Annotated in this window: 19 protein-coding genes; 8 read left to right on the top strand and 11 right to left on the bottom strand. The window is 72.4% G+C overall.

Going from position 1 to position 19,053, the window contains the following annotated elements; translation table 11 throughout:
- The first annotated feature begins 32 nt into the window (after nt 1–32).
- Nucleotides 33–1,745, top strand: coding sequence for a sodium/solute symporter (locus DC008_RS04295; protein ID WP_108705789.1), 1,713 nt, complete (start codon nt 33–35; stop codon nt 1,743–1,745).
- Nucleotides 1,742–2,962, top strand: coding sequence for a sensor histidine kinase (locus DC008_RS04290; RefSeq protein WP_108705788.1), 1,221 nt, complete (start codon nt 1,742–1,744; stop codon nt 2,960–2,962). The genes DC008_RS04295 and DC008_RS04290 overlap by 4 nt, the downstream gene beginning before the upstream one ends.
- A gap of 3 nt (nt 2,963–2,965) precedes the next feature.
- Here the strand turns inward: DC008_RS04290 and DC008_RS04285 are convergent, their stop codons facing one another.
- The 5 genes from DC008_RS04285 to DC008_RS04265 form a co-directional block, all read right to left on the bottom strand.
- On the bottom strand, nt 2,966–3,136 hold the full coding sequence (locus tag DC008_RS04285) for a hypothetical protein (RefSeq protein WP_107096765.1): 171 nt from the start codon (nt 3,134–3,136) through the stop codon (nt 2,966–2,968).
- A 45-nt stretch (nt 3,137–3,181) separates the two neighbouring features.
- Entirely contained in the window at nt 3,182–4,132 is a 951-nt protein-coding gene (locus tag DC008_RS04280) for a cytochrome c oxidase assembly protein (protein WP_108705787.1), read from the bottom strand.
- A 112-nt stretch (nt 4,133–4,244) separates the two neighbouring features.
- On the bottom strand, nt 4,245–5,270 hold the full coding sequence (locus DC008_RS04275) for a 6-phosphofructokinase (protein WP_108705786.1): 1,026 nt from the start codon (nt 5,268–5,270) through the stop codon (nt 4,245–4,247).
- 167 nt (nt 5,271–5,437) lie between these two features.
- Nucleotides 5,438–6,166 (bottom strand): type 1 glutamine amidotransferase, encoded by a 729-nt coding sequence (locus DC008_RS04270; protein ID WP_055622340.1) that lies wholly within the window; start codon nt 6,164–6,166, stop codon nt 5,438–5,440.
- A gap of 26 nt (nt 6,167–6,192) precedes the next feature.
- On the bottom strand, nt 6,193–7,431 hold the full coding sequence (locus DC008_RS04265) for a MurT ligase domain-containing protein (protein WP_055622339.1): 1,239 nt from the start codon (nt 7,429–7,431) through the stop codon (nt 6,193–6,195).
- A gap of 113 nt (nt 7,432–7,544) precedes the next feature.
- Here DC008_RS04265 and def point away from each other — a divergent pair, with 113 nt between their 5' ends.
- A complete protein-coding gene (gene def, locus DC008_RS04260; protein ID WP_108705785.1) occupies nt 7,545–8,090 on the top strand; it encodes a peptide deformylase in 546 nt (181 codons plus the stop codon).
- A 22-nt stretch (nt 8,091–8,112) separates the two neighbouring features.
- Here the strand turns inward: def and DC008_RS04255 are convergent, their stop codons facing one another.
- Complete coding sequence (locus DC008_RS04255) at nt 8,113–8,757, bottom strand: TetR/AcrR family transcriptional regulator (protein WP_055622337.1); 645 nt, start codon at nt 8,755–8,757, stop codon at nt 8,113–8,115.
- 184 nt (nt 8,758–8,941) lie between these two features.
- On the opposite strand from DC008_RS04255, the gene DC008_RS04250 reads away from it, so the two are divergent.
- Complete coding sequence (locus DC008_RS04250; protein ID WP_108705784.1) at nt 8,942–10,168, top strand: acyl-CoA dehydrogenase family protein; 1,227 nt, start codon at nt 8,942–8,944, stop codon at nt 10,166–10,168.
- Nucleotides 10,169–10,229: 61 nt separating this feature from the next.
- Here the strand turns inward: DC008_RS04250 and DC008_RS04245 are convergent, their stop codons facing one another.
- From DC008_RS04245 to DC008_RS04225, 5 genes are all read right to left on the bottom strand, one after another.
- A complete protein-coding gene (locus DC008_RS04245; protein WP_055622335.1) occupies nt 10,230–10,466 on the bottom strand; it encodes a DUF6213 family protein in 237 nt (78 codons plus the stop codon).
- A gap of 25 nt (nt 10,467–10,491) precedes the next feature.
- Nucleotides 10,492–11,886: an NADP-dependent succinic semialdehyde dehydrogenase gene (locus DC008_RS04240; protein ID WP_108705783.1), complete on the bottom strand. Its 1,395-nt coding sequence runs from the start codon at nt 11,884–11,886 to the stop codon at nt 10,492–10,494.
- 75 nt (nt 11,887–11,961) lie between these two features.
- Nucleotides 11,962–12,435 (bottom strand): NUDIX hydrolase, encoded by a 474-nt coding sequence (locus DC008_RS04235; protein ID WP_108705782.1) that lies wholly within the window; start codon nt 12,433–12,435, stop codon nt 11,962–11,964.
- Nucleotides 12,432–13,970 (bottom strand): ATP-dependent DNA ligase, encoded by a 1,539-nt coding sequence (locus DC008_RS04230; RefSeq protein WP_108705781.1) that lies wholly within the window; start codon nt 13,968–13,970, stop codon nt 12,432–12,434. Before DC008_RS04230 ends, DC008_RS04235 begins: the two co-directional genes overlap by 4 nt.
- A 131-nt stretch (nt 13,971–14,101) precedes the next feature.
- A complete protein-coding gene (locus DC008_RS04225) occupies nt 14,102–15,034 on the bottom strand; it encodes an NAD(P)/FAD-dependent oxidoreductase (RefSeq protein ID WP_108710562.1) in 933 nt (310 codons plus the stop codon).
- A 92-nt stretch (nt 15,035–15,126) separates the two neighbouring features.
- Between DC008_RS04225 and DC008_RS04220 the strand changes: the two genes are divergently transcribed.
- The 4 genes from DC008_RS04220 (at nt 15,127) to DC008_RS04205 (ending at nt 19,026) form a co-directional block, all read left to right on the top strand.
- The gene (locus DC008_RS04220; protein WP_108710561.1) at nt 15,127–15,702 is read left to right on the top strand and encodes a helix-turn-helix domain-containing protein; all 576 of its coding nucleotides are present in this window, start codon (nt 15,127–15,129) and stop codon (nt 15,700–15,702) included.
- Between the two features lie 89 nt (nt 15,703–15,791).
- Entirely contained in the window at nt 15,792–16,769 is a 978-nt protein-coding gene (locus DC008_RS04215) for an NADPH:quinone oxidoreductase family protein (RefSeq protein WP_108705780.1), read from the top strand.
- Nucleotides 16,766–17,947 (top strand): acyl-CoA dehydrogenase family protein, encoded by a 1,182-nt coding sequence (locus DC008_RS04210; RefSeq protein ID WP_108705779.1) that lies wholly within the window; start codon nt 16,766–16,768, stop codon nt 17,945–17,947. The genes DC008_RS04215 and DC008_RS04210 overlap by 4 nt, the downstream gene beginning before the upstream one ends.
- Nucleotides 17,944–19,026, top strand: coding sequence for an acyl-CoA dehydrogenase family protein (locus tag DC008_RS04205; protein WP_108705778.1), 1,083 nt, complete (start codon nt 17,944–17,946; stop codon nt 19,024–19,026). The genes DC008_RS04210 and DC008_RS04205 overlap by 4 nt, the downstream gene beginning before the upstream one ends.
- Nucleotides 19,027–19,053: the final 27 nt, after the last annotated feature.

The following is a 19,053-nucleotide window of genomic DNA, read 5'->3' as shown; positions in this document are numbered from 1 at the left end:
CCCGAGACCCGAGACCAGGAACCGATCCGGCCGTGAACTCCAGCTACGCCGTCCCCGCCGTCGCCCTCGTGGCCCTGGCGACCGTGCTCGTCGGCGCCTTCGGCCTGCGCATATCCCGCACCACCTCCGACTTCTACGTCGCCTCCCGCACCGTAGGACCCCGCCTCAACGCCGCCGCGATCAGCGGCGAGTACCTCTCCGCCGCCTCCTTCCTCGGCATCGCCGGGCTGGTCCTCGTCCAGGGCCCCGACATGCTCTGGTACCCGGTCGGCTACACCGCCGGTTATCTCGTCCTGCTGCTGTTCGTCGCCGCCCCGCTGCGCCGCTCCGGCGCCTACACGCTGCCCGACTTCGCCGAGGCCCGGCTCTCCTCGCAGGCGGTACGGCGGCTCGCGGGCGCCTTCGTCGTCGGCACCGGCTGGCTCTACCTGCTGCCCCAGCTCCAGGGCGCCGGGCTGACCCTGACCGTCTTCACCGGGGCGCCCGACTGGGTCGGCGGACTCGTCGTCGCCGTCGTGGTCGTCGCCATCGTCGCCGCCGGCGGTATGCGCAGCATCACGTTCGTACAGGCCTTCCAGTACTGGCTCAAGCTCACCGCGCTGCTGGTCCCCGCCCTCTTTTTGATCCTCGCCTGGCAGGGCGACGGCGCGCCCCGGCACGCCTTCGACGAACCCGCGAATTTCCGCGAGCAGCGCGTCGTCCGCGTCGACGACACCATCACGATCAGACTGCACAGCCCTCTGACGGTCACCGTGGACGGCACCGTCGACGGCCGCGTCCACGACGACCGTCGGGTACGGCTCGACGCCGGCGCCCACCGCGTCAAGAACGGCACCCGGCTGACCTTCGCCCGCGGCGACGAGGTCCCCGCCCGCGACCACGGCACCGGCGGCGGACTGTCCCCCTCACAGGCCGAGAGCCGCGGCGAACGCCCGCTGTACGCCACGTACGGGCTGATCCTCGCCACCTTCCTCGGCACCATGGGGCTGCCGCACGTCGTCGTCCGCTTCTACACCAGCCCCCACGGCGTCGCCGCCCGCCGCACCACGGTCGCCGTGCTCGGCCTGATCGGCGCCTTCTACCTGCTGCCCCCGGTCTACGGCGCCCTGGGCCGGCTCTACGCCCCCGAGCTCACCCTCACCGGTGACGCGGACGCCGCCGCGCTGCTGCTGCCCGGACGCATGATCGGCGGCGTCGGCGGGGAACTGCTGGGCGCGCTCGTCGCGGGCGGCGCCTTCGCCGCGTTCCTGTCCACCGCGTCCGGTCTCACCATGGCCGTCGCCGGAGTCCTCACCCAGGACGTCCTGCCCTCCCGGGGCGTACGGCACTTCCGGCTCGGGACCGTCCTCGCCATGGTCGTCCCGCTCGCCGCGAGCGCCCTGGTCGGCGGGCTGCCCGTCGCCGACGCCGTCGGCCTGGCCTTCGCCGTGTCGGCGTCCTCCTTCTGCCCGCTGCTCGTCCTGGGCATCTGGTGGCACCGGCTGACCCCGCCCGGCGCGGCCGCCGGGATGCTCGTCGGCGGCGGCTCCGCCCTGCTCGCCGTCGCCGCCACCATGGCCGGCTTCCCCAAGGCCGGGGCGCTGCACGCGCTGCTCGCCTGGCCCGCCCTCTGGTCGGTGCCGCTCGGCTTCCTCACCATGATCCTGGTGTCCCTCGCCACCCCGGGCAGGGTGCCGCCCGGCACCGCGGCGATCCTCGCCCGCTTCCATCTGCCCGAGGAACTGAGAGCGGAGGTCAAGGCATGAGCGGCTTCGTCGCGGGCCTGTGCGTGGCCATCCTGCCGCTGCTCGCCGCGGGCTTCTGGCTGGGCCGGCGCACCGCCCGCCCGCAGAGCCTCGGCGACCTCGGCACCCCGGTCGAGCACGCCACCTTCGAGACCCTGCACACCGCGTCCCTCGCCGCGCCCCCGCTGCGCGCCGGACTCACCGAGGAGACCGCCCGCAAGTCCGCCCGGCGGCTGCGCTCCCTGCTCGGCACCGACGCGCTGTGCCTGACCGACCGCACCGACGTCCTGGTCTGGGACGGCGTCGGCCAGCACCACCGCACCCAGATCATGGAGCTGCTCGCCGGGCCCCTGGAGTCGGGGCGAGGCGAGGCGCTGCCGCTCGACTGCGACAGCCCCGACTGCCCGGTGCGCTGGGCGGTCGTCGCCCCGCTCACCGTCGACGACCGCGTGCACGGCGCCCTCGTCGCCTGCGCGCCCCGCGAGTCCGCCGTCCTGGTACGCGCGGCGGCCGAGGTCGCCCGCTGGGTGTCGGTACAGCTGGAGCTGGCCGACCTCGACCGGTCCCGCACCCGGCTCATCGAGGCCGAGATCAAGGCACTGCGCGCCCAGATCTCCCCGCACTTCATCTTCAACTCGCTCGCCGTGATCGCCAGCTTCGTGCGCACCGACCCCGAGCGCGCCCGCGAGCTGCTGCTCGAGTTCGCCGACTTCACCCGGTACTCGTTCCGCCGGCACGGCGACTTCACCACCCTCGCCGACGAGCTGCACGCCATCGACCACTATCTGGCGCTGGTGCGGGCACGCTTCGGCGACCGCCTCGACGTCACCCTCCAGATCGCCCCCGAGGTCCTGCCGGTGGCCCTGCCCTTCCTGTGCCTCCAGCCGCTCGTGGAGAACGCCGTCAAGCACGGCCTGGAGGGCAAGGGGGCGTCGTCGGCGTCCGCGAAGTGCCGGATCGGCATCACCGCCCAGGACGCCGGCGCCGAGGCCCTCGTCGTCATCGAGGACGACGGCGCCGGGATGGACCCCGACGCGCTGCGCCGCATCCTCGCCGGCGAGGTCAGCCCGTCCGGGGGCATCGGGCTGTCCAACGTCGACGACCGGCTGCGGCAGGTCTACGGCGACGAGTACGGGCTCGTCATCGAGACCGCCCCGGGCGCGGGCATGAAGATCACCGCCCGGCTCCCGAAGTACCAGCCGGGCGTGCACTCCGGCGGACGGCTCACCGCCCCCTGAGACTCAGGTGCTGCGGCTGACGACCATCCCCAGCGTGATCAGGCCCAGCACCACCCACCCGAACCACAGCCAGCCGTTGCTCCCGAGGGCGACCGTGTACGCCGTCACCATCACCAGGGCGCCTACCGTCAGCGCCCCCATCGCCTTGGTGGAACCGTCCGCGGAACCGGGCATCGCGACACCCTCCTAAGGTTCGGTTCCCTCCATGGTGCCCCGATATCAGTTCCCGCGTGCGTTCAATGAGGCGAGATAGGCGTTGTACGCCTCCAGTTCCTTGTCGCCGTCGCGGTCGGCGGCGCGGTCCTTGCGGCGGGCCTGACGCTGCTCGGAGCGGTACCACTGGAACAGCAGCGCGATCAGCACGAGCACGGACGGGATCTCGCTGAAGGCCCAGGCGATACCACCCGCCGCGCCCTGGTCGGAGAGCGCGTCGATACCGAGGGAGGCCGGCGGGTTCTTGAACGTCTCCACCATGGGGACGGACCCCATCATCAGCGCGATGCCGAAGAACGCGTGGAACGGCATGCCCGCGAACAGCTCCAGCATCCGCATCAGATGGCCCGGCCGGTGCGGTCCGGGGTCCACGCCGATGATCGGCCAGAAGAACACCACGCCGACCGCGAGGAAGTGCACCATCATCGCGGTGTGCCCCGTCTTCGAGCCCATCAGGGTGTCGAACAGCGGCGTGAAGTACAGCGCGTAGAGGCTGGCGACGAAGATCGGGATGGTGAACGCCGGGTGCGTCACGATCCGCATGTACCGGCTGTGCAGCAGCGCGAGCAGCAGCTCACGCGGCCCCTTGCTGCCCCGGGCCGCGGGCGGCAGCGCGCGCAGCGCCAGGGTGACGGGCGCGCCGAGCAGGATCAGGATCGGCGACAGCATGCTGATCACCATGTGCTGCACCATGTGCACGCTGAACATGACCATGCCGTACTCGTTCAGCCCGGTGCACATGACCAGCAGCACGGTCAGCACACCGACGACGTACGACACGGTCCGGGTCACCGGCCAGGCGTCCCCGCGCCGCCGCAGCCGGACGACACCCCACGCGTACAGGCCGAGCCCCACCAGGCAGGCGATGAGGAAGAACGGGTCCGTGGACCACGCGAGCCCTCGCTCCAGCGTGAACGGCGGCAGATCCGACATCGTGCCGTGGCCGCTGTGATCCATCCGACGGCTCCTGTTTCGTGGGGGTTGTGCGTTTCTGTCCGCACACAGACTAGGACTGCCCCCGGCCGCGCTCGCGGCCGGGGGCAGACTCGTCAGATCAGTGCGGTGTCGCCTACAGGACGCACTCGGCTTCCTCGTAGCGGTCCCCGGGGACCGTCTTCAGCGTCTCCACGGCCTCCGCCAGCGGCACCATCTCGATGTCCGTGCCGCGCAGCGCCGTCATGTGCCCGAACTCGCCGCGGTGCACGGCCTCCACCGCGTGCCAGCCGAACCGCGTCGCCAGCACCCGGTCGTACGCGGTCGGGGTGCCGCCGCGCTGCACATGCCCGAGGATCACCGGACGCGCCTCCTTGCCGAGGCGGTGCTCCAGCTCGATCGACAGCTGGCGGGCGATCCCGGCGAAGCGCTCATGGCCGTAGACGTCCTTGCCGCCCTCGTCGAAGGCCATCGTGCCGGGCGCCGGCTTGGCCCCCTCCGCGGCGACGACGATCGCGAACCGCTTGCCCGCCTCGAACCGGGCGCCGACCCGCCGGGTCAGCTCGTCGATGTCGAAGGGCCGCTCGGGGACGACGATGGCGTGCGCGCCGGCCGCCATGCCGGAGTGCAGCGCGATCCAGCCGGTGTGCCGGCCCATGACCTCGACGACGAGGACGCGCTGGTGGGACTCGGCGGTGGTCTTCAGCCGGTCCAGGGCCTCGGTGGCCACGGTCACGGCGGTGTCGAAGCCGAAGGTGACGTCGGTGACCGCGATGTCGTTGTCGATGGTCTTCGGCACCCCGACGACCGGCAGGCCGCTGTCCGACATCAGCCGGGCCGCCTTGAGCGTGCCCTCGCCGCCGATCGGGATGATCGCGTCCAGGCCCAGCTCCGCGACATGGCCCTTGGCCCGCTCCACGCCGTCGCGCAGATGGGAGGGCTGGACACGGGAGGATCCGAGGATCGTGCCGCCGCGGGCGAGGATGCCGCCCACCGCGTCGAGGTCGAGCTTGAGGTAGTCGCACTCCAGGAGGCCCTTCCAGCCGTCCCGGAAGCCGATGACCTCGTCGCCGTGGTCGACGACGGCGCGGTGCACGACGGACCGGATGACGGCGTTCAGGCCGGGGCAGTCGCCGCCGGACGTGAGGACACCAATGCGCATAGCCCGAAAACCTTCTCCACGTGGGCCGGGACCGGACCACGCTGTCCGGCTCGAATTCCCCGCCACCCTAGCGGCACAGGGGGGCGGGGCCGAACCGTGCGTCCGCCTGCTGGACGGCCCCGCTCACCTGTGCGGACTCGCTGTCAGACGGGCTGCCGCGGCCCGCGTCAGGCGGGCTGCTGCGCGGCCGCGATGCGCTCGTCGCGCAGCGCCTCGTACCAGCGGTCGTCGGTCGGGGGCAGCGCGTTCACGTCGAGCGCCAGCTTCAGCAGCAGATCGGCGATCTGCGGGTTGCGCGCGAGGACCGGGCCGTGCATGTACGTACCGAAGACGGTGTCGTTGTACGCGCCCTCGGTGCCGTCGCCCGTGCCGTTGCCGTTGCCGAAGCGGACCTGGGCGAACGGGCGGGCGGTCGGGCCGAGGTGGGTGACGCCCTGGTGGTTCTCGAAGCCGGTCAGCGGGGGCAGGCCGAGCCGCGGGTCGATGTCCGCGAGCACGTCGCCGACGCAGCGCGCGCCCTCGCCGCGCACCGACACCACGTCGATCAGCCCGAGACCGGGCTCGCGCTGGCCGAGGTCGTTGATGAACTCGTGGCCGAGGATCTGGTAGCCGGCGCACACCGAGAACACGATGGCGCCGTTCTCCACGGCCCGGAGCAGGCCGCCGTCCCGGCGCAGCCGCTCGGCCGCGAGCCGCTGCGGCCGGTCCTCGCCGCCGCCGATGAGGTAGATGTCCCCGGAGGTCGGGATCGGCTGGTCGCTGCGCACGTCGAGACGGGCCACGTCGAGGCCGCGCTGCCGCGCCCGGCGCTCCACCACGAGGACGTTGCCCTGGTCGCCGTAGGTGCTGAGCAGGTCCGGGTAGATCCAGACGACCCGCAGTTGGTTGTCGCTCACTTGAAGTCCCCTGAAAGTCTCTTGGCTCAGTTGCCGACGCGGCGGCGCAGGTCCTGGAACGCGGTGTAGTTGGCGATGACCTCGATCCGGCCCGGCGGGCAGGCCCGTACGGCCTCGTCGAGCGTGTCGAACACCTGGAACTGCTGGTTCGCCACCTCCAGACGCACCGCGAGGTCGAGCCGGCGGTCACCGACGACGCAGATCGGGTGGCCGGACAGCCGCGTGTAGTCGACGTCCCACAGCCAGGAGGTGTCGGTGCCGTCGGCGCCGCGCGCGTTCACCGAGAGGATCACCGGGGTCGGCGGCGGGTCGATCAGGGAGAACGTCTCCAGCCAGCCCGCCGGGTTCTTCGCCAGCAGCAGACGCAGGTCGCGCTCCATGAACTGCACGACGTCGTACCGTCCGGCGACGGCCTGCACGCTGTACATCCGCTCCAGGGCGACCTGCGGGGGCACGCCGAAGACGGCGGCGACGGCGGCCGAGGAGGCGGCGTTGGCCTTGTTGGCCCGGCCGGGCAGCTGCAGCCGGATGGGCCACGCCGAACCGTGCGGGTCGAGCACATGGTCGCCGGAGAGCGCCCAGCTCGGCGTCGGCCGGCGGAAGCCGCACTCGCCGCAGAACCAGTCGTCGCCCGGCCGCTGCATCACACCGCCGCAGGACGGGCAGGACCAGGCGTCGTCCTTCCACATCTGCCCGGCGGCGACCCAGATCACGTTGGGGGAGGAGGACGCGGCCCACACGACCAGCGGGTCGTCGGCGTTGGCCACGACCACGGCCTTCGAACCGGCCAGGCCCTCACGCCAGTTCTCGGCGAGCATCCGGGTCTCGGCGGCCCGGTCCAGCTGGTCGCGCGAGAGGTTGAGCAGCGCGATGCACTTCGGGTCGGTGTCGCGGGCGACTCCGGCGAGGTACTTCTCGTCGACCTCGATGACGCCGTAGCGCGAGTCCGAGCCGCCGGCGAGCGCCGAGGTGATGCCGGCCGGCATGTTGGCGCCGAGCGCGTTGGAGACGACCGGCCCGGCGGCCCGCAGCGCCTCCGCGATCAGCCGGGTGGTCGTGGTCTTGCCGTTGGTGGCGGACACCAGGACCACGTCCAGGTTCTGCGCCAGCCGGGCGAGGAGGTCGGGGTCGAGCTTGAGCGCCACCCGGCCGCCGATCACCGAACCGCTGCCGCGCCCTGCGGCGCGTGATGCAGCCGCGACCGCCTTGCCCGCGGTCACGGCCAGCTTGGCCCGCGGCGAGAGCGGGTCCGAGTTGCCTGCCATCAGATCTCGATCCTCCTTGCGTACGCGCCGCGCCTGAAGCCCAACGGCACCGTGGTGGTGGTCAGCCTATTCGAGATCCAATCGCACTCCCGAATCGCCGTACCCTTGCGGCCATGCGCAACAGCTCCATTCCGGGCACCCGTGGGCGAGTCCGGCCCCTCACCCTGCTCGGCGACCCCGTCCTGCACACACCCTGTGCGGAGGTCACCGCATTCGGACCGGAACTCGCGGATCTCGTGGAGGACTTGTTCGCGACGATGTACGCCGCGCAGGGCGTCGGCCTCGCGGCGAACCAGGTGGGGGAGTCCCTGCGGGTCTTCGTCTACGACTGTCCCGACGACGAGGACGTCCGCCATCTCGGCCATGTGGTGAACCCGCGGCTGGTCGAGGCGGACGGCGTGGTCGTCCGGGGCCCGGAGGGCTGTCTGTCCCTGCCGGGCCTTGAGGCGGGCACCGAGCGGTACGACCACGCGGTGGTCGAGGGGTTCACGATGTCGGGCGAGCCGGTCACCGTGCACGGCACCGGGTTCTTCGCCCGCTGCCTCCAGCACGAGTGCGACCACCTGGAGGGCCGGGTGTACGCGGACCGGCTGAGCGGACTGCGCCACCGGCGGCTGATGCGCCAGGTGGCACGGGCCCCCTGGCACCGGTCCGGCTGACCGCCCGCGGGCGGTCCCGGCGTCAGAAGCCGGGTCCGCCGATCTTGTCGCCCGCCGCGGCGAGCCGCCCCCACAGCAGGTCGGCCAGGCTGCGCACCAACTCCGCCCGGGAGCACGGCCGCTCGCCGAGCCACCAGTCCCCGGCGGCGTGCATCATGCCGACGATGCCATGGCCCCAGACCCGGGCCAGCTGCTGGCTGCCGGGGCCGAGGTCGAGGCGCTCCTCGATGACGGTGGCCAGTTCCTCGCCCATCCGCCGCAGCAGCGGGGCGGAGTGCTTGCCGACGTCGAAGCCCTGGTCGCCGGTGTGGCCGCCCTCCGCCGGATGCATCAGGAACCGGTAGACCTGGGGGCGGGCCTCGATGGCCGCCAGATAGGTGTCGAGCGTGGACTCGACGCGCTCGCGCCGGTCGGCGGGCGCGTCCAGGGCGGCCCGCAGCGAGTCCAGCAGGGCGTCCGTGTGCCGCTTGGCCAGGGCCGCGTAGAGCCCGCCCTTGTCGCCGAAGTGGCGGTACAGGATGGGCTTGGTGATGCCCGCCTCCGCCGCGATGGCGTTCATCGAGGCCTGCGGGCCGTCCCGCAGCACCACTCTGTCGGCGGCCTCCAGCAGCTCGCGCCGACGTCGGTCGGCGGACCGCTGCTGATCCGTCCGCTGCGTGGTGTCCATGAGCTCTCCCCACCCGTACTGGTTCGGTGACGCCTGCGCAAAGTAACACTCAACCAGGCATGACCCTCGAACGGGCTGCCGAGGGCGCATCGCGGGTTGACTTTACCTACCGACGGGTAACAAACTAGGGTTACCGCTAGTAACAAGCATGCAGCGGGCATGCGCGTACGCCGCTGGAGGGGTCATGGCCGAGTTCACCATGGAGCTCAACGACGAACAGAAGGAGGTCCGGGACTGGCTGCACGGCTTCGCGGCCGATGTGATCCGCCCCGCGGCCGCCGAATGGGACGAGCGTGAGGAGACTCCCTGGCCGGTGATCCAGGAGGCCGCGAAGGTCGGCATCTACTCGCTCGACTTCTACGCCCAGCAGTACTTCGACCAGACCGGCCTCGGCATCCCCATGGCGATGGAGGAGCTGTTCTGGGGCGACGCGGGCATCGCCCTGTCGATCGTCGGCACCGGTCTCGCGGCCGTCGGCGTCCTCGCCAACGGCACCGAGGAGCAGATCGGCACCTGGGTGCCCCAGATGTACGGCGACGCCAACGATGTCAAACTCGCGGCGTTCTGCTCCTCCGAGCCCGACGCCGGCTCCGACGTCGCCTCCATGCGCACCCGGGCCGTGTACGACGAGACCAAGGACGAGTGGGTGATCAACGGCACCAAGACCTGGGCGACCAACGGCGGCATCGCCAACGTCCACGTCGTCGTCGCCGTCGTCGACCCGGAGCTCGGCTCCAAGGGCCACGCCTCCTTCATCGTCCCGCCGAACACGCCGGGCCTGTCCCAGGGGCAGAAGTTCAAGAAGCACGGCATCCGCGCCTCGCACACCGCCGAGGTCATCCTCGACAACGTGCGTGTGCCCGGCTCCTGCCTGCTCGGCGGCAAGGAGAAGCTCGACGAGCGCCTCGCGCGGGCCCGTGAGCGGGCCAGGACGGGCGGCGAGCGTGTGAAGAACGCCGCGATGGCCACCTTCGAGGCGTCCCGGCCGGCGGTCGGCGCGATGGCCGTCGGCACCGCCCGCGCCGCCTACGAGGTCGCCCTGGACTACGCGACGACGCGTGAGCAGTTCGGGCGCCCGATCATCGACAACCAGGGCGTCGCCTTCCAGCTCGCCGACATGCGCACCCAGATCGACGCGGCCCGGCTGCTGGTGTGGCGGGCCTCGTGGATGGCGATCAACGGCAAGCCGTTCACGGCGGCCGAGGGGTCGATGTCGAAGCTGTTCGCGAGCGAGACGGCGAAGAAGGTCACCGCGCAGGCCATCCAGATCCTGGGCGGCAACGGCTACACCCGGGAGTACCCGGTGGAGCGCATGCACCGGGACTCGGCGATCTACACGATCTTCGAAGGGACGAGCGAGATCCAGCGGCTGGTGATCGCCCGCACGCTGTCGGGCATGTCGATCCGCTAGAGCGGTGGACGGGGGCCCGCGTGCGGCGCGCGGGCCTTCGTCCTGACCGGCGAGACATCCCCTACGGGGTGGTGCCGCTGCTGTGGGCGATGCAGGCCACGTCGATCCGGTCCGCGAGCTTGGCCAGCTCGATGGTCAGCGCCGCGACCGTGTCCTCGTCGAGTCCGTCCGCGCCGGCCTCCACGAGGTGCAGCCACCGGCCGCCCACCGTGCGCAGCAGCTTGCTCACGTCGGCGGCGGCCACCTGCAAGGTCCCCCGGTCGTCGACGATCAGCGGCAGAGTAACTTCGCGGTTCACAGCTGGGATCGTAGTCGCGCTGCGCTCACGCGCCCTGCCAAACCGTAGTGATGTTGCAGAACTCCCGGATTCCGTGCCCGGACAGCTCACGGCCGAAGCCGGACCGCTTCACCCCGCCGAACGGGAACGCCGGATGGGACGCCGTCATGCCGTTGACGTACACGCTGCCGGCCTCCAGATCCCGTACGAAGCGCTCCACCTCCGCGTCGTCGCGTGTCCAGACGTTCGAACTCAGGCCGAACGGCGAGTCGTTGGCGATCAGCACCGCCTCGTCCAGGTCCGCCGCCCGGTACAGCGTCGCGACCGGCCCGAACGCCTCCTCACGGTGGATGCGCATCTCGCGGGTGATGCCCGTGAGGACGGTCGGCGGGTAGTACCAGCCCGGCAGTTCGGGCCGGCGCAGCGCGTGCCCGCCGCACAGCGCGGTCGCCCCGCTGCGGGTGGCGTCGTCGACGAGTTCCTCCAGATCCGTGCGTCCCTGTTCGCTGGCGAGCGGACCGACGTCCGTGTTCTCGTGCATCGGGTCGCCGACCACCAGCGCCTTCATACCCGCCACGAACCGTTCGGCGAAGGCGTCAAGGACGTCCGTGTGCACGATGAACCGCTTCGCGGCGATGCAGGACTGCCCGTTGTTCTGCACCCGTGCCGTCACCGCGACCTTCGCGGCCCGGTCCAGGTCGGCCGACGGCATCACGACGTACGGGTCGCTGCCGCCCAGCTCCAGCACCGTCTTCTTGATCATCTCGCCGGCGGTGGAGGCGACCGCGCGTCCCGCCGGCTCGCTGCCGGTGAGGGTGGCCGCCTTGACGCGCTCGTCGCGCAGGATGTCGTCCACCTGGGCGGAGCCGATGAGCAGGGTCTGGAAACAGCCCTCGGGATAGCCCGCGCGATGGAACAGGTCCTCCAGATACAGGGCCGTCCGGGGGACGTTGGACGCGTGCTTGAGCAGACCCACGTTGCCCGCCATCAGCGCGGGCGCGGCGAACCGGATCACCTGCCACAGCGGGAAGTTCCACGGCATCACGGCCAGCACCGGCCCCAGCGGGCGGTAGCGGACCCGCACCCGCGAGGCGCCCGAGTCCTTCACGTCCGACTCGGCGGGCTCCTCGTCGGCCAGCAGCCCCTCGGCGCGCTCGGCGTACCAGCGCATCGCCTTCGCGCACTTGGCGGCCTCGGCGCGGGCCTGGGCGATGGGCTTGCCCATCTCGGTGGTCATCATCCGGGCGACGTCGCTCTGGTCCTCGTCGAGGAGGTCCGCGGCGCGGTTCAGCAGACGCGCCCGGTCGGCGAAGCTCGTCGTCCGGTACGTGCGGAACGTGGCCTCGGCGAGCTGGAGCCGGCGCTCGACCTCCTCCTCGCCCATGGCCTCGTACGTCTTGAGCGTCTCGCCGTTCGCCGGATTGACCGTCGCGATGGGCATGACCGACCTCCTGGGGAGCGACCTGTTGCTTCGACCTTCCCGCGCCGCGGTGGGTCCCGCAACGCGTGCTGCTGCTCAGGACGAGTGCTCCGCCAGCCGGTCGAGAAACGCGGCCTGGGCCTTGACGATCACCTCGCGCGCCCGGTCGAGGGACAGCCAGGCCACCCGGTCCAGCTCCGGGAACTCCTGGGTACGGCCCGAGCGCGGCGGCCACTCCATCGTGAACGTGCCCGGTACGACGGCCGCCGGGTCCAGGTCGGCCTCGACCGCCCAGACGGTGACGGTCTTGCCGCCCGCCTGCTTGACCTCGCCCAGCGGGACGGCCTCGCCCTCCGGCGGCGGCAGCCCCAGCTCCTCCTCGAACTCGCGACGGGCCGCGTCCCACGCGGGCTCGTCCGGCGTGTACTCGCCCTTCGGGACCGTCCACGCCCCGGCGTCCCGCCGTGCGAAGTACGGGCCACCCATATGGCCGAGCAGTACCTCCGGTCCGGCGTCCGTGCGGCGGAACAGCAGCAGGCCGGCGCTGCGCCGCTCGCGGGCCGGGCTCACGGCCGTACCCCCGGATGGGCGGCCAGCAGCGACTCGACGGTGTCCGCCTCCTCGGGGCGCTTGTCGTCGCGGTAGCGCAGTACGCGCGCGAAGCGGAGCGTCACGCCGGCCGGGTAGCGGGAGGAGCGCTGCAGTCCGTCGTACGCGATCTCGACGACCAGCTCGGGGCGCACGGTCACCCCCCAGGGGTGTGTGCTCACGGCGAGTTCCTGGAGCCGTTCGGTCTGCCAGGCCAGCAGCGCGTCCGTCATGCCCTTGAACGTCTTGCCGAGCATCGCGAACCCGCCGTCCGCCGTGCGCGCCCCCAGGTGGAGGTTGGACAGCTTGCCGGTCCTGCGGCCGTGCCCCCATTCGGCGGCCAGCACCACCAGGTCCAGGGTGTGCACGGGCTTCACCTTCAGCCAGGACGCGCCGCGCCGGCCCGCGCCGTAGGCGGCGTCCAGCGCCTTGACGACCACGCCCTCGTGGCCGCGCTCCAGGGTCTCGGCGAGGAACTCCTCGGCGCGCGGCAGGTCGTCGAGCCCGGACACCAGGGCGCGGCGCACCCGCATCGGCCCCGGGACCAGCCGGGCCAGCTCCGCGTGCCGCTCGGTGAACGGCAGGTCGAGCAGATCGCGGCCGTCGACGGACAGGGCGTCGAAGAAGACGGGGGAGACGGGGACCTCCCGGGCGGCCGTCGCCACGTCCACCCGGGACCCGACGCGGCCGGCGGTCTCCTGGAAGGAGCGGGGCCGTCCGGTGGCGTCGAACGCGATGACCTCGCCGTCCAGGATGAACCGCTCACCGCGCAACTCCCGCGCCGCCGCGACGACTTCGGGGAGACGGTCGGTGATGTCGTCCAGGGTGCGGGTGTACGCCCGTACGGTGTCGCCGTCGCGGTGCAGCTGGACGCGGATGCCGTCCAGCTTCTCCTCGACCACGCAGTCGCCCAGTTTGCCGACCGCCTCGGACACCGTGGACGCGGTGTGCGCCAGCATCGGCAGCACCGGCCGGCCGACCGTGAGCCGGAAGCGGGCCAGCGCCTCCGGGCCGTCCGCGAGCAGCGCCTGCGCGACGCTCTGCAGGGAACCGGCGAGCATCACCGCCCTGCGTACGTCCGCGGGCGGCGCCCCGGTGGCCTGCGCGAGCCCCTCCACGGCCACGGCGTCCAGGGCGCCCTGGCGGACCTCGCCGGTGATGAGGCCGAGCAGGAAGCGCTGCTCGTCCTCGGTCGCCGCGCCCAACAACTCACCGACGAGGCGGGTCCGTTCGGCCTGCGAACCGGCGCCGGACACCTTGCCGAGCGCGGTGAGGCGGGCGTCGACCTCACGCACGGTCAGGGTGGGCTCGGCGGCCGGGGGCACCGGTCGGCTCAGCACCTTCCAGCCCACGCCGAGCCGCCCCTGGGGCAGCCGTCCCGCCAGATACGGGATGACGAGGGGGACGTCGTCCGCCTCGGCGTCCCGGAAGAGCTCCGCGAGCAGAGCGATCTTCCGGGACCGTGCCGATGTCGCGGCGACCTCTTGGGACACGTTGGCCAGACGGGTCAGCAGCATGCGAACCATCCTGGGGTTTTCGACGCCGGTCCACACCTGCGCGGTTGCGGTGTGTTGGTCCGCTGCGGCGCCGTTGGGGTCTGTCGCGCGGTTCCCCGCGCCCCTTCAGGGCGTTTCTGCTCGCGGCGTTCCTATGATCCGGCGTCCAGGTCTGTGAAGAGGAGCTCGCCGTTGAGGGTGGCCGCGGCGCGGTAGCCGGCCGACGCCGCGTTGATCACCTGCTCGGAGAAGCCCATCGCGTTGCCCGCCGCCCAGACGCCCGGCACCGAGGTGAGGCCGGTGGCGTCGACCACGGGGTAGGAGCCGAACGGGGTCTCGTGGAGCTCGGCGCCGAGCTTCTCCAGCAGACCGGTCTGCGGGACCGGGCGCGGGGCGACGAACAGCACCTCGCGTGTGTGCGGCGTGCCGTCGGCCAGGCGGACGCCGGTGAGCCGGTCGCCCTCGACCGTCAGTTCGGCCACCCGGCCGGGGACCACCTTCACACCGGCCGCCGCGAGCCGGCGCACGTCGTCGTCCGTGAGGTCGGACTCGGCGACCTCGTGCAGGAAGAAGGCCACGTCCTTCGACCACTGCGACACCATGATCGCCTGGTGGGCGCTCAGCGGCGTGGTCGCCAGCACGCCGAAGGCCCGGTCGCGGACCTCCCAGCCGTGGCAGTACGGGCAGTGCAGCACGTCCGTGCCGAAGCGCTCGGCGACGCCGGGGACGGACGGCATCTCGTCCTTGAGTCCGGTGGCGACGATCAGGCGCCGGGCGCCGACGCTCCGGCCGCCCGCCAGCTCGACCGTGAAGTCGCCGGTGTCCCCATCCCGGGAGACGTCCACCGCCCGGTCCCGGACCAGTTCCACGCCGTACCGCGCGATCTCCTCCCGGCCCTTTGCCAGGAACTCGGCGGGCGGCACGCCGTCCCGGGTCAGATAGCCCTGCATATGGGCGGCGGGCGCGTTGCGCGGCTCCCCGGCGTCGACGACCAGGGTGTGGCGCCGGGCGCGGCCCAGGACGAGCGCGGCGGACAGCCCGGCCGCGCCCCCGCCGATCACGATCACTTCGTATGTCTCGGTCACGATGACCACCTCCACCCGCACCGTGCGGCTCGGAATGCGGGATTGACAAACAAGTTTGCCGAAACTGCAATGGCCGTATGACGGACGAGACCATGAGTGACGACGATGTCCTTGCCGGTGTGGGACCCAGGTTGCGCCGGATGCGCAAGGAGCGCGAGGTGACGCTCGCCGCGCTGTCCGAGGCCACCGGCATCTCGGTGAGCACGCTCTCCCGGCTGGAGTCCGGCCTGCGCCGCCCCAGCCTGGAGCTGCTGCTGCCGATCGCCCGCGCCCACCAGGTGCCGCTGGACGAACTGGTCGGCAACCCGGTCGTCGGCGACCCGAGGGTGCGCGCGACCGAGCCCATCGAGCGCTACGGCCGCAAGCACTGGCCGCTCACCCGCCAGCCCGGCGGCCTGCAGGCGTTCAAGGTGCTCGAACCGCAGCGCAGCTGCCCCCCGGAGCCGCGCACCCACGAGGGCTACGAGTGGCTGTACGTCCTGTCCGGCCGGCTGCGGCTCGTGCTGGGCGACCACGACGTGGTGCTCACGGCCGGGGAGGCCGCCGAGTTCGACACCCGGGTCCCGCACTGGTTCGGCTCGACCGGGGAGGGGCCGGTGGAGTTCCTGAGTCTCTTCGGGCCGCAGGGCGAGCGGATGCACGTGAGGGCGCGGCCGCGGCAGGCGTGACGCGACCGACGGTTCCCTGAACGGCAAGCGACCGCTTAGTATGCCAACCGACCCCGGTCAGACGACGCAGTCCCCCGTGGAGGCACCGCATGCAGGCATGGCAAGTGCACGAGAACGGCGAGCCGAGCGAGGTGATGCGGCTCGCGGACGTCGGGACGCCCACGCCCGGCGACGGCCAGGTCCTGCTCAAGGTGCGTGCCGCGAACATCAACTTCCCGGACGCGCTGATGTGCCGGGGTCAGTACCAGGTGCGGCCCCCGCTCCCCTTCACGCCCGGTGTGGAGATCTGCGGCGAGACCGAGGACGGCCGCCGCGTCCTCGCCAACCCCGCGCTGCCCCACGGCGGCTTCGCCGAGTACGCCGTCGCGGACGCCGCCGCCCTGCTGCCCGCGCCCGACGCCCTCGACGACGCCGAGGCCGCCGCCCTGCACATCGGCTACCAGACCGGCTGGTTCGGCCTGCACCGCCGCGCGCGCCTCGAAGCCGGCGAGACCCTGCTGGTCCACGCCGCCGCGGGCGGCGTCGGCAGCGCCGCCGTCCAGCTCGGCAAGGCGGCCGGCGCCCGTGTCATCGGTGTCGTGGGCGGCGCCGCCAAGGCGGCCGTGGCCCGGGAACTCGGCTGTGACGTGGTGGTCGACCGGCACACCGAGGACGTCATCGCCGCCGTCAAGGAGGCCACCGGCGGACGCGGCGCCGACGTCGTCTACGACCCTGTCGGCGGCGCGGCCTACGCGCAGTCCGCCAAGGTCGTCGCCTTCGAGGGCCGGATCGTCGTCCTGGGCTTCGCCAGCGGCACCGTCCCGAGCCCCGCCCTCAACCACGCCCTGGTGAAGAACTACTCGATCCTCGGCCTGCACTGGGGCCTGTACAACACCAGGAACCCCAAGCTGGTCCAGCACTGTCACGAGCGGCTCACCGAGCTGGCCGCTCAGGGCGCCGTCAAGCCGCTGGTGAGCGAGCGCGTCCCGCTGGGCGGGGCGGCGGCCGCCGTGCAGCGGGTCGCCGACGGTGTCACCACCGGCCGCGTCGCCGTGGTCCCGGGACTCACCGAAGGAGGAGCGGCATGACCGACGCCGTCGAACTGCGCCGGCGCACCCAGGAGTTGCTGGCCGCGCACCCGCCGGCCACGACCGACCGCCTGGACTTCCTGCGCGCCCGCTTCGACGCGGGCCTCGCCTGGGTGCACTACCCCGAGGGCCTGGGCGGCCTCGGCGCGCCCCGCTCCCTCCAGGTCGTCGTGGACGCCGAACTGGAGGCCGCCGGCGCCCCCGACAACGACCCGCGCCGCATCGGCATCGGCCTCGGCATGGCCGCCCCGACCATCCTCAAGTACGGCACCGAGGAGCAGAAGCAGCGCTTCCTGCGGCCTCTGTGGACCGGCGAGGAGGTCTGGTGCCAGCTCTTCAGCGAGCCCGGCGCCGGCTCCGACCTGGCCGCGCTCGGAACGCGCGCGGTGCGTGAGAGCGACACATGGGTCGTCAACGGGCAGAAGGTGTGGACGTCCAGCGCCCATCTCGCCCGCTGGGCCATCCTCATCGCCCGTACCGACCCGGACGTGCCCAAGCACGCGGGCATCACCTACTTCCTGTGCGACATGACCGACCCCGGTGTCGAGGTCCGTCCGCTGCGGCAGATCACCGGCGAGGCCGAGTTCAACGAGGTGTTCCTCACCGACGTCCGCATCCCCGACAGCCGCCGGCTCGGCGAGGTCGGTGACGGCTGGCGGGTCGCCCAGACCACCCTCAACAACGAGCGCGTCGCCATCGGCGGCATGCGGCTGCCCCGCGAGGGCGGCATGATCGGCCCGGTCGCCAAGACCTGGCGCGACCGCCCCGAACTGCGTACCCACGACCTGCACCAGCGGCTGCTGAAGCTGTGGGTGGACGCCGAGGTGTCCCGTTTCACCGCCGAACGGCTGCGCCAGCAGCTCGTCGCCGGGCAGCCCGGCCCGGAGGGCGCCGGCATGAAGCTCGCCTTCGCCCGCCTCAACCAGGAGATCAGCGGCCTGGAGGTCGAACTGCGCGGCGAGGAGGGCCTGTTGTACGACGACTGGACCATGCGCCGGCCGGAGCAGGTGAACTTCACCGGCCGCGACGCCGGGTACCGCTATCTGCGTTCCAAGGGCAACAGCATCGAGGGCGGGACCAGCGAGGTCCTGCTGAACATCGTCGCCGAGCGCGTCCTGGGCCTGCCCGCCGAGCCGCGCACCGACAAGGACGTCGCCTGGAAGGACCTCGCCCGATGAGCACACAGCCCGACCTGCTGTACTCCGAGGAGGAAGAGGCGCTGCGGGCCGCCGTGCGGGACCTGCTCGCCGACCACTGCGACGCCCCCGGCGTCATCGCCCGCACCGAGTCCGACGCGCCGCACGACATCGCGGCCTGGAAGGCGCTCGCCGGGACCATGGGGCTCGCCGGTCTGCTGATCCCCGAGGAACTGGGCGGACAGGGCGCCACGCACCGCGAGGCCGCCGTCGTCCTGGAGGAACTGGGGCGGGCCGTCGCCCCGGTGCCGTATCTGACCAGCGCCGTCGTGGCCACCGAGGCGCTGCTGGAGTGCGGGGACGACGAACTGCTCGGCCGGCTGGCGTCCGCGACGACCGTCGCCGCGCTCGCGCTCTCCCTGAACACCGCCGCGGGCGGCGCCTACAAGGCCGTACGCCTTGAAGGCGGCGCGCTGCACGGCGAGTTGACCGGCATCGCGGACGCCGTCGCCGCCGACGTCCTGCTGGTGCCGGCCGACGACGGCGGGCTGTACGCGGTCGACGCCGACGCCGTGACGATCACACCGCGCCCCTCCCTGGACCTGACCCGGCCCGTCGCCACGGTCACCCTGGACGGCACCCCCGGGCGGCTGCTCGGCGACGCCGAACCCGCCGTCCGGCGTGCCCTGCGCGCCGGCGCCGGACTGCTCGCCTCCGAGCAACTCGGCCTGGCCGAGTGGATGTTGACGGAGACCGTCCGCCATCTGAAGGAGCGCAGGCAGTTCAACCGCCCCGTCGGCGGTTTCCAGGCGCTCAAGCACCGGCTCGCCCAGCTGTGGCTGGAGGTCGTCAATCTGCGCGCCGCCGCCCGCGCGGCCGCCGACGCGCTGGCGACCGGCGAGGACACCGATGTGACGGTCGCCGTCGCCCAGTCCTACGCCGCCCCGGTGGCCGTCCGCGCCGCCGAGGAGGCCCTGCAGCTGCACGGCGGGATCGGTATGACCTGGGAGCACCCGGTCCACCTCTATCTGAAGCGGGCCAAGGCCGACTCCCTCGCCTACGGCACGGCGGGCACGCACCGGGAGGCGCTGGCCGAACTGGTCGACCTCCGCGCACCCTGACGCGACGGAGCGGACCCCGCGAGAAGC

This window comes from Streptomyces nigra (assembly GCF_003074055.1).
GTDB classification, from domain to species: Bacteria; Actinomycetota; Actinomycetes; order Streptomycetales; family Streptomycetaceae; genus Streptomyces; species Streptomyces nigra.
The sequence above is the reverse complement of the archived record's forward strand: the minus strand, read 5'-3'. Positions and strand labels throughout refer to the sequence as shown.

Excerpts from the sequence above, each read along its gene's own strand:
- DC008_RS04290 (WP_108705788.1), top strand. The coding sequence starts at position 1,742 with ATGAGCGGCTTCGTCGCGGGCCTGTGCGTGGCCATCCTGCCGCTGCTC.
- DC008_RS04285 (WP_107096765.1), bottom strand. The coding sequence starts at position 3,136 with ATGCCCGGTTCCGCGGACGGTTCCACCAAGGCGATGGGGGCGCTGACG.
- DC008_RS04280 (WP_108705787.1), bottom strand. The coding sequence starts at position 4,132 with ATGGATCACAGCGGCCACGGCACGATGTCGGATCTGCCGCCGTTCACG.
- DC008_RS04275 (WP_108705786.1), bottom strand. The coding sequence starts at position 5,270 with ATGCGCATTGGTGTCCTCACGTCCGGCGGCGACTGCCCCGGCCTGAAC.
- DC008_RS04265 (WP_055622339.1), bottom strand. The coding sequence starts at position 7,431 with ATGGCAGGCAACTCGGACCCGCTCTCGCCGCGGGCCAAGCTGGCCGTG.
- def (WP_108705785.1), top strand. The coding sequence starts at position 7,545 with ATGCGCAACAGCTCCATTCCGGGCACCCGTGGGCGAGTCCGGCCCCTC.
- DC008_RS04255 (WP_055622337.1), bottom strand. The coding sequence starts at position 8,757 with ATGGACACCACGCAGCGGACGGATCAGCAGCGGTCCGCCGACCGACGT.
- DC008_RS04250 (WP_108705784.1), top strand. The coding sequence starts at position 8,942 with ATGGCCGAGTTCACCATGGAGCTCAACGACGAACAGAAGGAGGTCCGG.
- DC008_RS04240 (WP_108705783.1), bottom strand. The coding sequence starts at position 11,886 with ATGCCCATCGCGACGGTCAATCCGGCGAACGGCGAGACGCTCAAGACG.
- DC008_RS04230 (WP_108705781.1), bottom strand. The coding sequence starts at position 13,970 with ATGCTGCTGACCCGTCTGGCCAACGTGTCCCAAGAGGTCGCCGCGACA.
- DC008_RS04220 (WP_108710561.1), top strand. The coding sequence starts at position 15,127 with ATGAGTGACGACGATGTCCTTGCCGGTGTGGGACCCAGGTTGCGCCGG.
- DC008_RS04215 (WP_108705780.1), top strand. The coding sequence starts at position 15,792 with ATGCAGGCATGGCAAGTGCACGAGAACGGCGAGCCGAGCGAGGTGATG.
- DC008_RS04210 (WP_108705779.1), top strand. The coding sequence starts at position 16,766 with ATGACCGACGCCGTCGAACTGCGCCGGCGCACCCAGGAGTTGCTGGCC.
- DC008_RS04205 (WP_108705778.1), top strand. The coding sequence starts at position 17,944 with ATGAGCACACAGCCCGACCTGCTGTACTCCGAGGAGGAAGAGGCGCTG.